14 protein-coding genes are annotated in these 14423 nt (G+C 54.9%); 3 read left to right on the forward strand and 11 right to left on the reverse strand.

The window, feature by feature from the left end; translation table 11 throughout:
* Nucleotides 1-12 precede the first annotated feature (12 nt).
* Together C5Y96_RS16840 and C5Y96_RS16845 are read right to left on the reverse strand one after the other, a co-directional pair.
* Nucleotides 13-1602, reverse strand: a complete 1590-nt coding sequence (locus C5Y96_RS16840; RefSeq protein WP_105355682.1) for an outer membrane protein assembly factor — start codon at nucleotides 1600-1602, stop codon at nucleotides 13-15.
* A gap of 224 nt (nucleotides 1603-1826) precedes the next feature.
* A complete protein-coding gene (locus C5Y96_RS16845; RefSeq protein ID WP_105355807.1) occupies nucleotides 1827-3896 on the reverse strand; it encodes an FAD-dependent oxidoreductase in 2070 nt (689 codons plus the stop codon).
* 169 nt (nucleotides 3897-4065) lie between these two features.
* On the opposite strand from C5Y96_RS16845, the gene C5Y96_RS16850 reads away from it, so the two are divergent.
* Complete coding sequence (locus tag C5Y96_RS16850) at nucleotides 4066-4458, forward strand: DUF2262 domain-containing protein (protein WP_105355684.1); 393 nt, start codon at nucleotides 4066-4068, stop codon at nucleotides 4456-4458.
* 81 nt (nucleotides 4459-4539) lie between these two features.
* Here the strand turns inward: C5Y96_RS16850 and C5Y96_RS16855 are convergent, their stop codons facing one another.
* From C5Y96_RS16855 to C5Y96_RS16885, 7 genes are all read right to left on the reverse strand, one after another.
* Nucleotides 4540-5247: an arginyltransferase gene (locus C5Y96_RS16855; protein ID WP_105355685.1), complete on the reverse strand. Its 708-nt coding sequence runs from the start codon at nucleotides 5245-5247 to the stop codon at nucleotides 4540-4542.
* Between the two features lie 189 nt (nucleotides 5248-5436).
* Nucleotides 5437-6879: a replicative DNA helicase gene (dnaB, locus tag C5Y96_RS16860; RefSeq protein WP_105355688.1), complete on the reverse strand. Its 1443-nt coding sequence runs from the start codon at nucleotides 6877-6879 to the stop codon at nucleotides 5437-5439.
* A 424-nt stretch (nucleotides 6880-7303) separates the two neighbouring features.
* Nucleotides 7304-7828, reverse strand: a complete 525-nt coding sequence (gene rplI / locus C5Y96_RS16865) for a 50S ribosomal protein L9 (RefSeq protein ID WP_105355690.1) — start codon at nucleotides 7826-7828, stop codon at nucleotides 7304-7306.
* Nucleotides 7829-7915: 87 nt separating this feature from the next.
* Entirely contained in the window at nucleotides 7916-8425 is a 510-nt protein-coding gene (ssb, locus tag C5Y96_RS16870; protein WP_105355692.1) for a single-stranded DNA-binding protein, read from the reverse strand.
* A 63-nt stretch (nucleotides 8426-8488) separates the two neighbouring features.
* The gene (gene rpsF / locus C5Y96_RS16875) at nucleotides 8489-8917 is read right to left on the reverse strand and encodes a 30S ribosomal protein S6 (RefSeq protein WP_105355694.1); all 429 of its coding nucleotides are present in this window, start codon (nucleotides 8915-8917) and stop codon (nucleotides 8489-8491) included.
* Between the two features lie 96 nt (nucleotides 8918-9013).
* Nucleotides 9014-9574, reverse strand: coding sequence for an aminoacyl-tRNA hydrolase (pth, locus tag C5Y96_RS16880; RefSeq protein ID WP_105355696.1), 561 nt, complete (start codon nucleotides 9572-9574; stop codon nucleotides 9014-9016).
* 39 nt (nucleotides 9575-9613) lie between these two features.
* Nucleotides 9614-9895 (reverse strand): hypothetical protein, encoded by a 282-nt coding sequence (locus tag C5Y96_RS16885; RefSeq protein WP_105355698.1) that lies wholly within the window; start codon nucleotides 9893-9895, stop codon nucleotides 9614-9616.
* 475 nt (nucleotides 9896-10370) lie between these two features.
* On the opposite strand from C5Y96_RS16885, the gene C5Y96_RS16895 reads away from it, so the two are divergent.
* Nucleotides 10371-10712 carry a co-chaperone GroES gene (locus C5Y96_RS16895; RefSeq protein WP_105355702.1) on the forward strand — a complete coding sequence of 114 codons (342 nt, stop codon included), beginning with the start codon at nucleotides 10371-10373 and terminating at the stop codon, nucleotides 10710-10712.
* Here the strand turns inward: C5Y96_RS16895 and C5Y96_RS16900 are convergent.
* A complete protein-coding gene (locus C5Y96_RS16900; protein WP_409994425.1) occupies nucleotides 10709-11656 on the reverse strand; it encodes a ribose-phosphate diphosphokinase in 948 nt (315 codons plus the stop codon). The genes C5Y96_RS16895 and C5Y96_RS16900 overlap by 4 nt on opposite strands.
* A gap of 94 nt (nucleotides 11657-11750) precedes the next feature.
* Complete coding sequence (locus C5Y96_RS16905; RefSeq protein WP_105355706.1) at nucleotides 11751-12503, reverse strand: sugar phosphate nucleotidyltransferase; 753 nt, start codon at nucleotides 12501-12503, stop codon at nucleotides 11751-11753.
* Nucleotides 12504-12887: 384 nt separating this feature from the next.
* On the opposite strand from C5Y96_RS16905, the gene C5Y96_RS16910 reads away from it, so the two are divergent.
* Nucleotides 12888-14423, forward strand: a complete 1536-nt coding sequence (locus C5Y96_RS16910; RefSeq protein ID WP_105355708.1) for a protein kinase domain-containing protein — start codon at nucleotides 12888-12890, stop codon at nucleotides 14421-14423.

Raw genomic sequence — 14423 nt, forward strand, 5'->3', positions numbered from 1 at the left:
GAACCAGGCTTCTTAGTTGCTGGGCACGGATGAATAAACGGAAGTAGGATAGGGCTGCGGCGGCGAAGGCGCGGCAGCTTCCCGATAAATAGGCTGCGAATAGCGGCTCATTTGCGGCACGGCCTGTTGTGGAGGCAGTTGCTGCGGTGGGGCCGATTGATAGCCGACAGGTTGCCCAGCATACTGCTGTGGCGGATAGGCCTGCGGCTGATAGTTTGGATTTGGGCTTTGACCACGATACGTCTGGCTACCGCCTCGCTCGGCGACCTGAGTTTCGACATCACTCAGCTCGGGCGGAGCAACGGTAATCGAAGGGGTCACACCGCGGTGCGGTTCATTGACAAATAGTTGCGAAGCCTTGATGCGGCGTTCGTCGTCGCGAATCTTCGTGATGTCGATAATGTCGCCTGGCTGTAGCGACATGCGATTCAAGATCACAGCATGCTTCGTGTGAGGAAAGTCGCCGGTAATCTCGACGTTGATGTTTCCAACGCGATACTGATCCCCTTCGCGGATGTCATACACCAGGTCTAACGTGCCTGGGGTTTCCAGGAAGCGAGGTTCCGCTTTCACGTCGGCGTGAATGTAACCCTGCGAACCGTACAGATCGGAAATCGCACGCACGTCGGCGGTCATCTTCTTTTGATCGAAATATTCGCCGCGTTCCATCTTGATCTGCGAGAAGAGCTGTTCGGAATCAAACCGGGTCTGCCCCACGAACGAAATGTTTCGCACTTCGTAACGTGGACCTTCGTCGATGACGAACGTGACATAGGCCCACTTGCCGCTGTCGCTGTACTTGATGATGCGATTAATCTGAGCTTTGAAGAACCCAAGGCTTCGATAGTAGGCCGTCAGGCCATCGACGTCCTGCTCGACCTGGGTCTTATCCAGTTCGCCGTTGAGCACGTAGAACCAGCCTGGCTTGCTTTTGATTTGTGTCTTGAGGCGAGCATCGGTCGCAATCGAATTGCCCACGAAGGTCGTGCTGCCAATTCGAGCCAGCGGCCCTTCATGGATCATGAACGCCACACCCTTGTCTTCGGGATTCAAGCCTTCGACGACCTGCACGGTCGCTTTGCCATGCCCACGGGTATGGTAATAGTCTTCCAGCTTCAGGCGAGCTTCTTCGATGACATACTTGTTGAGCGTGCCTTCCAACTTCATTTCTGATTTCTTCAGCAGCGTCTTATCACGCACCGATTCATTGCCGAGAAACTTGATGTAGGCAATTCGCGGACGTTCCTCGAATTGAAACGTGACGTAGATACCTTCAGCCGACTTATCGGTCAGAATCTGCACGTCGCGAAACAGCCCCGAAGCGGCCAAGCGACGGACGTCCGATTGAATCTGCTCCGGATCGAATTCACGACCAACGCGTGACTTGATCATCGAACGAATCCGCGTCTCGTCTGTCTGGGCGTTTCCCTGCAGACGAATCCCGGTGATCAAAGGTCGAGTCGGATTGTTGGGCGTAATCGGCGATGGAGCGGTGAGTTGCGGCACAATGTCTTGCGCTGCGACCTGATGTCCGGCTAAGCCGAGATAACTGAGCGTAGTCAAGACAACGACACTCGTTAGCCCGTGGCGTATCCACTGCATGAGGTAAATCCCTTTATCAACACTTCTGGCTGGCTTCCGTGCCTACCATCGCGTCCCTTTCGCGCAAAGCTTTGGGTCGCAATGTGGAGAAATACTGAAACGCCAGACTCCTGGCAAGACGAATATCGCCTAGGAGTTACGATGAGCTGAGATACGCATCGGAAAAGTTTATGGTTCAGGCAAAATGTAATGCTAGCGGTGCCTGCGGATATCCCATTTTCCGACTAATTCACGGGTATCAATTGAATGGCATCCAGAATGACAAACCCATCGGTTTCCTGGTTGGATATCACGATCTTCGAGGTTTTGCCAGCCTCCAGAGTCACCATGCCAATCGTCCGAAAGGCTTCTCCGCTTGGCAGAGCAGCCGTTTGATCGACTACTAGTTCGAAGGTGCTTGCCCCATTCGCGATAACCACCGGAACCTTCTTGGCCCGCGTAGGATGCGCCGAGTACGCCATGCGGATCTCGTACTTACCACTCTTGGGCACAGCGAACTCAAACGTTGCTGTCATCGTACCATCCCCCTGCGCCCCATCGTGCAGATAGCTGCCGTCGATGTTGGGTTTGAAATTCGACGATGTGGCCCAAGATCCCTCGAGCTTGGCCGCTGTGTCATCCAGCACGATGCCAGGCAAGCTCTTGGAGGCGATGCTTCCAGTAACCGACTGCTTGGGTAGTTCGGCCAACTCGGGCAGTTCCAGGACCTGCCCTTGTGCCAGCAAGCGTTCTCGAAGTTTCGGATAGGAAAGCGATTGCACGCCCTTCCCCTCTTTCGCGGCCAAAGCAGCAGCAATGCCAGCACTCTGCCCGATGATCATCCAAGTTGGCTCGACACGAATCGAAGAAATCCCCACGTGCGTGCACGACATCGCCACCGGCACCAGCAAGTTGTCACACTCGCCTGGCTTCGGCACGATCGCTCGATACGGAATGTGATAGGCATAGCCATGCGGTCTGCCGGGGATGCGAACCGGGAAGATTGTTCCCTCGTCGGCGACTGTTGAGTCAGCAAACGCTACGCGCTGGCAATCGTGGGAATCGATTGGAAAAGACGATACGGCGATCGGGTCATCCTTTTCTGGCGACTCTAAAATGTCTTTCTGGCTGACAACAAACATCCCCTGCATGCGGCGTCCTTCACGAACATACAACTGTGGAGGAAAGTGCCCTGTCTCGGCGAACTCGTCTTTACATAGGCCCAACCGTGCATACTTGGCCCGCACATCGTCTGGCACGGCGGGGTCGGTAGTCAGGAAGTGATAGAACTCAAGCGTGTACTGTTTATGTTCTTCAAAGATCTTGTCACGCCCGGCCTGATCGGTTTCGCTCCAACCGTTACAAGCCCCGACGAGACCTAGCGAGAACTGTCCACCAATCGAATTGTTCCCATCAAACTTGTTCCCTGGCAGTGGATAAAGATCAATCCCATAGCTGCGGCCACCGGAAGCAATGTAACGGCGGATCGCTTCAAACCGAGCCGGATCGTAGTTGGCTGGCTGCGGCATTGGCACGCGGTTGTCCGCCTCGGCAGTCAAGCACAGCCGAAAGCTATAAACCATCACCAGGCCGTCCCCGGCCGCTTCCTCCCCAGGCTTATCCGTTGTCACCAACGGAAGCAACTTACCATCGGCGTCGAAGCCGTCGATCTTCATCTTACCCTTGGGAAAACGTTTTCCGGCGAGCGATTCGCCGAACTCTGCTTTCCCTTCGCGGCCGATCGTCCAGCTGACATTCGCCGCGGCCATCAGATCACCTTCGTAGGTTGCATCAACGAATGTCTTGGCCTCGAAGGCCCCTTGGTTGGTGAACAATTGCTTGATGGTTGCTCCGTCCATTTTCACCGACGCGAGCACATGCCCTGACAAGACTTCCACGCCTGCCTGCTGGAGCATCGCCATTGTGACTCTCGTAGCCACGTGTGGTTCGTAGGTCCACTTGGCGTTATCCTTCACGCTCACGTCGTAAGGCAACTGGACACCACGAGCCTTGTAGTCCGCTTCGATCCGACGGTGCCATTCATCGAACAGCCCCATCACGGTTGAGCGTACGGTTTGGTTCGAGTCGCTGAAGCTCAGCCCGCCCGTGTTCACGCCACCGACATGCGAGGTTGGCTCCAGCAAAATGACCGAAACTCCTTCCCGCGCGGCTGCAATGGCGGCACAAAACCCGCCGGGGGTCGATCCGTAGACGATGACGTCGGCCGACTTGGTTTCAGCTTGGAGTGAACTTCCGAAGACGCAAACAATCAGGATGCTCAGAGAAACGCTAAGGACCAGAGGCAAGTTGTTCATGGCGTTGACAGGGATTAAAGGCAGGAGCTGGGAAGCTTCGTTATTGTAGTTCAATTCAAACCGCCATTCCAAATAGGTCGCATGATTCAAACTGCTGGAAATGACATATTCGCAAAGCTAAAATTTCCACGACTGGCCAATTGAAAGCGTCGATACACTCAAGGACAAAATGATGCATCATGACCTTTTAGGAGAGATCACAACCGCCGGAGATCAAGATCAGCATGATGCTGTTTTTACGTACGAAAATCGAGAAATCGAGATTACCATTATCCCGGACGGGGAGTCACTCGACGAAGTCGTCGAGTTCGCGGCCAAGGTCGTCTCCCAACTTGCAGAACTCGACCAAACGTCAAAGACCATCATCGTTCGCGATATGCGAGCGACTTATAACGGTGGCTGGAATGAATATGACGAAGCCCAAGAGGACGGAACCTTCATCACGGTAAGTAATCCGGAACTAAGCGAGACGGAGTTTGAGGCCAAGTTCACCCTCAATGGCATCAACATAACAGGCCTCGAATCGATCGATCTTTTCTACGATGACTCAAACCTCTTTTGAGGACACGCCATCTTCGTCCAATCGCTGGATGGTCTCGACTTCAGCAACGCGAGCGCGGAAATGTTTGGCTAAGTGGACGGCCTACTCAAACCGCTGCCAAACGCCATCAATCCGGCGTTCATGCGGCAGATAGCTCGCCTTGTACTGCATGTGGGCATTCCCGGCGACATAGAAGCCGAGGTACAGATACTTGAGCCCCCATGCGCGGCACGCTTCGATCTGTTTGAGTACCGAGAAGTTGCCAATGCCCAGGTCAGGCAGTTCAGAGTCGAAATAGCAGTAAACGGCCGACATCGCCTCTTGGCCGACATCAGCGATCGCGATGCCTACCAGCTTATCGCCAAGGAAGTAGCGAAACTCGCGGCTGTCGCAGCACGTGATACCGATGAACTCTTTCAGACTTCGCAAGTCGACCTCACTGCCCGGCTCGCCAAGCCCCCGGCCTACTTTGTGCTTGTTGTAAAGCTCGACTCGCTGTCGATCGATGATGGGCTCGCCGATCTCGACGCGTAGTTCAACCTCAGCTTTCTTCAGTACCCGGCGATGACGGCGACGTGGCTCGAAATCTTCGACCGGAATGCGGATCGGCTCGCATGCATTACAGCCGGGGCACTGCGTATGGTAAATAAAGATCCCCGATCTTCTGACACCTTCAGAGAGTGCTTGATCGAACGCTTCCGGCGACGCCCGAAAGTCGGTCAGATAGAACGGGAGCACCGCCAGCCGGTTCGGCAGGTAGGGGCACGTCTCTTCGACGTCGATAAATTTTGCCCCGTAGCGATGACTCATCCGAGCTCCCTACACCATTTCAAAATCGAATCGCGGCCGCTGACACATGATTCCGACCGCCATTCAAATTATACGTCTAAAAAACAGGGGAAAGCCGCAAAATCGCGCCGCGAAGCGGATCAAGTGTGAGAAGCAGATGGCTACCCAAGCCTCGAACATCCAGCGACTTCCGCCAAAGAAAAAGGAAGGCTAAAAGCCTCCCTCTCCACCTTGGTTGAACGCCGAGAAGTCGTCTGGCTCGCGGTCGAACGCGTTCTCGAAACGTGTGAAGTCCTTCAGCCACGTCAGTTTGACTTCCCCCACCGGGCCTGCACGCTGCTTACCGATGATAATTTCAGCCTGACCGGCATGCTGCTCGCGTTCCTCACCGTGATGATAATATTCTTCGCGGTGCACAAACATCACCACGTCGGCATCCTGCTCGATAGCCCCGGATTCACGCAAGTGACTCAACTTCGGCTTATTGTCCTTCGAGGCTTCGGCCTGACGATTGAGCTGAGCCAGGCAAAGAATCGGCACGTTCATTTCACGCGCCAAACCCTTCAGACGCCGGGCAATTTTGGCCACCTGTTCCTGTCGCGGATCTTCAGCGTTATCGGGTTCGATCAGCTGCAAATAGTCGATCACGATCAGCCCGAGACGTTTTTCATTACGAATGATACGTCGAGCGGAGGCCGCGATTTCCGCCACTGTTCGGCTGGGGGAGTCGTCGACAAACAGAGGTGCTTCCCCGACAAGCGACGACTTCTCGATCAGGCGAGCCCGGTCTTCGTTACTGAGCGTGCCGTTACGCAATCGATGGCCATTCACGCGGGCCACGCTGCATAGCAAACGATCGCAAAGCTCGACCGAACCCATTTCCAAGCTGACAAACAGCACGGGGACTTTGTCGTGCACGGCGACGTTCTCGGCAATGTTCATGGCGAACGCCGTTTTCCCCATAGCCGGGCGAGCCGCGAGAATCAGCAGCTGGCTACCATGGAAACCGCTCGTCATTTCGTCGAGATCGTTGAAGCCGGTCAGTACGCCATCTTCATTCGCTTCACCGCGCAGACGAGCGTCGATACGCTCCATCGCCTCGGTAACGATCTCGCGCATGCTGGCCATGCTACGGCTATCGCGGCCATCGAGAATGCTGAAGATCTTCTGTTCTGCCCGACCGATCAGTTCTTCCGGCTTGCCTGCTTCCTGGTAAGCGTCCTGCAGGATATCCGTCGCGGCGATGATCAAATTGCGACTGGTCGCTTTCTTACGCACGATCTCGGCGTAGCTGACCGCATGGGCCGCGTGCGGCACGCTACGAGCGACGGTGGCCAGATAGGCGGCACCACCACAGAACTCCCAGTCCCCAGCGTCTCGAAGATGCTCGCTGAGCAGCGTGATATCGATCTTACGACCACTGTTGTGCAGATCGACCATGTGCTCGAAGAGCTTCTTGTTTGCTTCGTCGTAGAAGTCCTCGGGGCGCAGAATCATGATCACGTCGTCGATCACGTCTGGCAGCAGAATAATACTGCCCAGCACGCACTGCTCCGACTCGATACTGCATGGCGGCTGGTTATCAAGAAGGTTGGCGCCTACCTCTTCTCGATCGTCGAAACGCCGCTTTTTGGATTTACTGCCGGTGGCCAAGGATGTGCTCCATCCGTAGGTTGAGGTTACGTCTGCCTGACTTCGATTTCCATGTTACCACGGAGCCAACTCAGGACAACGCTCTCCGCAGATTTAGGGATCTGAATTGTAGGCATCACAAAATAGACGTGATGCCACAAAAAAACTCCTCGGGGAGGCCGAGGAGTTTTTTGTGTGTCCGCTGGGGAAGCTAACAAGGCCGGCGTTCTCGTCAAAGAGCCGACCGAGCTTCGTCACCGTTGGAAATAAAGGGAGTGCGACTTACTAAGACCAGCAAGCTCCGAGTCCAAGGGAATAGGACTCAAGGAGCCTACCGTAGCGTGCTATGCGTGCCACAATTCAGAGCGATGCCGTGCCTGAATTGCGGGACTTGAGCACAGTTAAACTCAGTGCGAAATCCGCACGTTGACTGTCACAGACGAAACTAGTCGCCGGTGACGGTCGGAACCACCCAAACCTTCAATTCCGATTCGATTTCGGCATGAAGGTGAATCTTGACGGTATACAAACCGAGTTCCTTCAGCGGACCCTGCAGGCGAACCTGGTCTGGGGTCACGGTGAAGTTCTGTTCCTTCAAAGCAGCCACGATTTCAACCTGACCGACGCTACCATACAGGTGACCTTCGTCGTTAGCGTTGGCTTCGATGGTAACGCTCTGACGGTTCAACAGATCAGCGATTGCACGCAGACCAGCCAAACGCGACTTTTCGATCTCGGCCAGCTTGGCCTTGTGCTTTTCAACCATCCGCTTGTGGTGGGCGGTTGCGACGGTAGCCAACCCCTGAGGAATCAGGTAGTTGTTGGCGTAACCGGGTCGAACTTCGACGACGTCGCCTGGCTTACCGAGGTGATCCACCGATTGGATCAACAACAGTTCGATACCGCCGTGCTTGCCTTTGGGCAAACGCTTCCAGGGACGTGCTTGGTGCTTTTCAGATCGAGTTGGCATGGTCTTACTATTTCCAATAATAGCCAGTGGTTTGGCGATCTTGTTTTGAATGTCTCGGTGACGTCGACAAGGGTCGACCGCCAGCCACTAAAACGGGATGTCGTCGTCGGCTGCCCCTTGCGAACCACGTCCGCCAAAGCTGCCGTCGTCGTAGGAATCGTAGTCACTGGAACCACCCTGGTTGTAACCGCCACCACCTTGTGGCTGCGATTGACGCTGAGGAGGTCGCGATCCACCGCGGTTTCCACCGCCGCCACTTCCACCTTCGCGTCCGCCGAGCATTTGCATCTTCTCGCCGACAACACGAAGCTTGGACCGCTTCTGACCGTCTGTTTCCCACGTGTCGAGCTTGAGCCGTCCTTCAATCAACACGGACGAACCCTTGCTCAAATACTCGCTGGCGATTTCCGCGGTGCGTCCCCACAGGGTCACATCCACAAAGGTCGTTTCATCGACCCATTCGCCACTCTGATTCTTTCGTCGATCGTTGACCGCCAAGCCTAGCTCGGTAACGGCCATTCCCCCGTTGGAAACGTAGCGAACTTCAATGTCGCGTGTCAGGTTCCCGACCAGAATAACTCGGTTGAAACTTGCCATCGTGACGCTCCTTCAGGGATATCAAAATCGACTAAGTCTTGAACGCAGACTACTGACGACGAACTAGTCGGCAGCTTCGACTGCTTCTTCTTCATCTTCCGACGATACTTCTTCGTCGTCGTCCGAACCGGTGTCATCCGAATCGTCATCGCCGGCGAACTCGTGTCCTTCAGCGTGTGCGATCAGCATATCGACCAGGCGCGGATCCTGCTTGATGAAGAGGAAACGCAGAATGTCATCGCTAATGTTACATGCGTAGTTCAACTCTTCCATCTTGGTGCTTTCCAAGCGGAAGTAGGTCAGCCAGTAAGTACCACGGCGGTGCCCGTCGATCGGGTACGCCAGGCGTTGTTCCGCCCACATGCGGCTGACCAGGATTTCGCCACCCATTTTTTCGACCAGGGCGTTGATTTTTCCGGAGACCCCACTGGGATCCTTTCCATAACGATTGGAGTCCAGAATGAACATCCCCTCATAAACGTAAGCCGCCAAGGTTTCTACTCCTCGAATGTCGACGTCAAAATGATCGGTGAGTGGCTGGCCGCAACTTGCTGGGCCGATAAGCCAACCACATGATTAATTGATTTGTTACCCGTTGTACTGATTCATCGTGTGCACCAGTCCGTGAACGGCCCAGTCTTCTACGACTGAAGCTGCTCGCTCGATGCACACGTCCATCTCCGGCTTTTCGGCCTTGGCAAAGTTGCTCAAGACATAGCCAGCGATGTCCGCTCCTTCCCGAGGAGGTCCGATACCGACACGCAGTCGAGGAACCTCATCCGAGCCAAGCTTCTGAATCACATCAGCCAACCCGTTCTGCCCGCCTGCCGATCCCTTCCCTTTAAGCCGTAACTTGGCCAGAGGAAGATTGAAATCATCGCAGACGATCAAAACGTCTTCCAGCGTCAATTTATAAAAATCGAGCGCCGGTCGTACACTGTTTCCACTTTTGTTCATGAAGGTATGCGGCCAAAGCAACATAAGCTTCTCGCCTCGCACCCCCACCTCGGTCAACTGACCGTTGAACTTCGACTTGGGCTGGGCTGCCGTATATCTTCGCGACAACGTCTCCAGCACGTCAAAGCCCACATTGTGCCGCGTGCCGTCGTACTTCTTACCTGGATTTCCGAGCCCGACAACGAGTTTCATCACATCCAGTCAGCACAACACACGAGGTCATCCGACGCCTTATTTACCGGCGCGGTAGAAGTCGACGTGGAGAACTTCGGTACCGAAAGTGTCCCATTGGACCTCTCGCATCACGACGCTCTCGGACACGTCCCCTTCCAGGGTAATGTCTTTAACACCATGGCGAACAATCGCATCGAATTGCTCGGCACATAGTTCCAAATGCACGACGTCTTTGCCTTCACCGTACAAAACGGCGGGAATCTTCCCGTCGCGACGCAGGTTGCGATTGGCAATCTTGCCGGTCTTTTCTCGCTTCGTGGCTTTGAGTGTTTCGGCCATGAAAACTTGTTCCGCAGTCTGTAAGTGTTGTCTAAGGGCGACCGGGCAAATGGTGTGTCTGGTCGGCTGTTATGAATTAAAAGCGATCCGGCGAAGAAGCGAATGCTCCCTAGGGACCAACTTCGTAATTTTGGAAACTGGTTATTTTGCCAAACTATCTGCAGTTGGCAAGTCCAAACCAGGGCCTTGGCGGTGATTTCATGCCAAGTGAGCTCGTAGCCATGGCGACCAGGGGTACCCAGGCGATCCTCAGCCCTACCAATGGTTACCATGCCAACCCTTGCGGCACATGCCTTAAAGCAAGTATCAAGTACAAGTTAGGCACACCTATCAGCCAATCGACAAAGTTTGCCACGCAGAGCATCACCGCCGGCAAGCCGAAGCATCCCGGGGGATTGCTAATCTGTTTTCTTTAAGAACAATTGAACTGAGCCTCTACCTGCCCCCTGATCGCATTCCCTGAAAACGGAAATCCATGGCCAAATCGACCCGCAGTAAAGTCATCGAGTACGTCGAACCAATCGGTGCCCGAGTTCTTGTTCGCAAGGACGAACCCAAACGGACCACCAAAGGAGGCATTGCTCTCCCGGATCAAGCCGAGATCCCGACGATCACCGGGCGAATCGTGGCCATTTCCACGCAAATCGAAAACGACGAAGACTTCCCCCTTCGCCAATACGACAAAATTCTCTTCCACCCGAAGGAAGCGATCCCTGTCGATTTCGAGACCGACAACCAGCTGTTTGTCGTCCCGGTCGAGGACGTCGTGGCCGTGTTTCGCCGTGAAACCGGTGGCAAAGCCCCTAAAGAAGACTAGGCAATGCTCTCGCGGAACAGCGCACTAATCGACTCGTCGTTATGAATCCGCTTGATCGCCTCACCTAGAAGGGGGGCAACTGATAGCACACGCATATTGGTGAGCAGGTCCTGCGATTTCTGTGGAATGGTGTCGGTCAGAATCAGTTCTTTGATAGGCGCGGCCTGCAAGTAAGCGACGGCTGGCCCACACAGAACACCGTGCGTGGCGGCAATGTAAATCTCTTTCGCACCGGCCTTGTGAACCTCTTTGGCCGCGCCGCAGATCGAGCCGGCGGTACTGATCATGTCGTCGAAGATGATCGCCGTCTTGCCTTGTACGGGCCCACCAATAATGTTCTTCGAGGTGGTCTCGCTGGCGCTGGTTCGCCGCTTGTCGACGATTGCCAACTTCCCATCCAAACGACGATTGTGGTTTACGGCGCGTTTAATGCTGCCGGCATCAGGGCTGACAACGCATAAATCTTCAGTCGGAATACCTAAGCCCAGGAAGTAATGATTCAGCACCGGCGAAGCATTCAAGTGATCGACCGGAACGTTGAAAAAGCCCTGGATCTGAGCGGCATGCAGGTCCATCGTCAGCACACGATCGGCACCGGCACTGGTGATCAGATCGGCGACCAGCTTGGCTGTAATCGGGACGCGTCCTTCGTCTTTGCGGTCCTGGCGTGCGTAGCCGTAGTAAGGAATAACCGCTGTGATTCTCTCGGCACTGGCACGCCGACAACTGTCGATCATGACCAGCAATTCCATGAGATTATTGTTCACCGGGGGACAGGTCGGCTGCACGAGAAACACATCCCGACCGCGGACATCCTCCTCGATCTTGCATTGGATTTCGCCGTCTGGAAACTCGCCCAGGGTAACGCGTCCCAGTTTCAAGTGCAGGAAGTTGCAGACATCTTCCGCAAGCTTGGGATTGGCGCGACCGCTGAAGATTTTGATCTCACGCATGACGTAAACTGGGTAACCGGCTGAGAGTTGTCGATAAAGGTGCTACAAACCAAGAAAGGGGCAGGTGCCCCTCAAACCGCTTCCGTCAGGACTTATTGTAACCAATTTCCGCCATCACACGCTCCACCTCCGCTAATTGCTCGCGAGAGTTGATGCTGTACGCCTCGCATGCCTTCAGGACGGGTAGTGCGTCCACTTTGTCTCCCAGCCCCTTGAGAATCTTGGGGCAATCGGTGAGATAGTATTCTCCCTGGGCGTTATTACTCGTAAGCCGAGCAAGCGCCTCGACCAGTCGCGGAGCCTGGAACACGTAGGTGCTCATGTTGACTTCAGTGATACTACGCTGCTGGGGCGTAGCGTCTTTTTCTTCGACGATCCCCTCAAAAATGCCGGAATCATCACGAACAATGCGACCCAGGCCGGTGGGATCGTCTCGCTTGAGCGTCCCCAACAGACAAGCATGGCCATCGGCCTCGAAGGCCTCGAACAACTCTCCAAGGGAGGAAGCCTGGACCAGCGGCGAGTCTCCCGCCAACACAACGACACTGCCGTCGGTAGATTTCAACTCATCCAGACACATCTGTACGGCGTGCCCAGTCCCCAACTGTTCCTTTTGCTCGACGAAAACAACATCGTCGTGCGACGCAAGAGCCTGCTGAACGTCTTCGGCTCGATATCCGACGACGCAAATGATCTTCTCGACCCCGACTTCGCGCAGCGCGTTCAGGACATACTCGATCATCGGACGCCCTAAAACTGGAAACAGCACCTTGGGCATCTCCGACTGCATTCTGGTCCCTTTACCAGCAGCCAGAACAACTGCAATCCGCTTTCCCATGTCGCCTACTCGCTTCGAGCTCATAGCATTTATGACCAATGGACAGGGCAGAGATCCGTCCGCAAACGGTGGCATCTTGGCATTTTTTGGTCCGGAGTTCCAGAGGCACAAACCCCCTCCACAAAAAACGAATCGACCGGAACCTATTTAAACGTCAAGACTTAGGAATCCAACAAGAAAATTTAACGATCGTAACGGTTCCTCGGGCTACTACCCACCTGAGTCATTTGTCAGCGGAATTAAATTGGGCGTCTGGAATTTGCTTTCAACCCGAAAGTTGAATACCATAACGTGCGGAACAGACAAGTCTTATCCCCCGCATTCTTACCCAGACGGAAGAGGTGCCCTGGTCGCTGCTGGACGGTTAGGGCCCAGGAAGATTTTATGGCTGATCTTACCGCTGAAGAATTTGCGCAGCGCGTTATCGACTTTAACCTTCTCGAACACCGCCAGGTCGAACAGGTCTGGAGTGAATTAGGAACCCGGGAAGTATCGCTCGGCGAATTCCAAAATCTGATGCTCCGCAAAGAGCTGTTGACCAATTACCAGGTCGAACGCGTCGTCAAAGGTCTGCGAACAGGCTATTTCTACGGTGACTACAAGGTTCTGTACATGATCGGTACCGGGACCTTCGCCCGCGTTTTCCGCACGGTCCACAAAGACACCGGCAAAGTGGTCGCCGCCAAGGTGTTGCGGCGGCGCTTCAGCGAAGACCCCAAGCGTGCCTCGCAGTTCATGACCGAAGGCGAACTCGGTAAGGGTCTGCGACACCCGAACATTTGCCCGATCTACGAGGTGCACTCGGAAACGTCGATGCACCAGCACGGTACCAGCTACTTCCTGATTATTGAGTTCATCGAGGGCCAAAACCTGCGCGACCTGCTGCGAATTCGGGGAAAATTCAGCCCGAAAGAAGCCACGCAGCTGATGATCGATATCACCTCGGGGCTGGCCTACGCTGCCGAACGTGGCCTGACCCACCGCGACTTGAAGACCTCGAACGTGCTTATCTCGTCGCGTGGCCGTGCCAAGCTGGTCGACTTTGGTTTGGCCGCATTTGCCGAACAAGTCAGCGAAGATGGCCAGGCATCGAACCCGCGAACGGTCGACTATGCCGGTCTCGAAATCGCGACCAATGCTCCTCGGGACGACCCTCGCAGCGACATCTACTTCGCCGGAGCGATTTACTACCACATGCTTACCGGCGTGCTTCCTCTGTACGAAACGCGCGATCGGCAGAAGCGTCTGGCCGCCAGCCGTTACCTGAACATCGAGCCCATCGCCAAGGTCGCTCCCGACCTGCCGCGTTCGGTGGCTTCGGTTTGTTTGAAGGCGATGGAAACGAATCCAGATCGACGCTATCAAACGAACGGCCAAATGCTCATGGACCTGAAAATGGCCGCCAAACGGCTGGAACTCGGCGACGATTCCACCGCTGGTGAGATCCGTGGAAAGCTTGAAGCTCAGAACGAGGCCCGGATTGCCAAGCAGTTTGAAGGCTACAACAAGACGATCATGATCGTCGAATCGAACATGGACATGCAGAATATCCTGCGTGATCGCCTAAAGAAGTACGGCTACCGCGTCCTGGTCATCAGCGATCCCCAGCGAGCGCTGAGCCGTTTCGCCGAAGATACCTCACCGGCCGATATCATCGTGTTCAGCGCGATCGATATGGGCCAGGCTGCCTTGGAAGGCTTCAACCAGTTTGCCGAAGACATCCACACCAAGGATAAACCGGCGATTTTGATCGTTAAGGAACGCCAGACAGCGATCCGTGAAGCCGCCCAAATGGGCGAAAACCGGGCTATCATGACGATGCCGGTCAAAGTTCGCGAACTTCGAAAGTTGATTCACGAACTGCTGAAAGACCCGCTCGATCCTGAAGAAGCGGATGCCGAGACCGAAGCAGCCCAGTAA

Source organism: Blastopirellula marina, from assembly GCF_002967715.1.
GTDB lineage: Bacteria > Planctomycetota > Planctomycetia > Pirellulales > Pirellulaceae > Bremerella > Bremerella marina_B.

Coding starts and splice junctions, on each gene's coding strand:
- C5Y96_RS16850 (WP_105355684.1), top strand. CDS start 4,066: ATGATGCATCATGACCTTTTAGGAGAGATCACAACCGCCGGAGATCAA.
- pth (WP_105355696.1), bottom strand. CDS start 9,574: ATGAAACTCGTTGTCGGGCTCGGAAATCCAGGTAAGAAGTACGACGGC.
- C5Y96_RS16840 (WP_105355682.1), bottom strand. CDS start 1,602: ATGCAGTGGATACGCCACGGGCTAACGAGTGTCGTTGTCTTGACTACG.
- C5Y96_RS16910 (WP_105355708.1), top strand. CDS start 12,888: ATGGCTGATCTTACCGCTGAAGAATTTGCGCAGCGCGTTATCGACTTT.
- ssb (WP_105355692.1), bottom strand. CDS start 8,425: ATGGCAAGTTTCAACCGAGTTATTCTGGTCGGGAACCTGACACGCGAC.
- C5Y96_RS16905 (WP_105355706.1), bottom strand. CDS start 12,503: ATGGGAAAGCGGATTGCAGTTGTTCTGGCTGCTGGTAAAGGGACCAGA.
- C5Y96_RS16855 (WP_105355685.1), bottom strand. CDS start 5,247: ATGAGTCATCGCTACGGGGCAAAATTTATCGACGTCGAAGAGACGTGC.
- C5Y96_RS16845 (WP_105355807.1), bottom strand. CDS start 3,896: ATGAACAACTTGCCTCTGGTCCTTAGCGTTTCTCTGAGCATCCTGATT.
- rplI (WP_105355690.1), bottom strand. CDS start 7,828: ATGCCAACTCGATCTGAAAAGCACCAAGCACGTCCCTGGAAGCGTTTG.
- C5Y96_RS16895 (WP_105355702.1), top strand. CDS start 10,371: ATGGCCAAATCGACCCGCAGTAAAGTCATCGAGTACGTCGAACCAATC.
- C5Y96_RS16885 (WP_105355698.1), bottom strand. CDS start 9,895: ATGGCCGAAACACTCAAAGCCACGAAGCGAGAAAAGACCGGCAAGATT.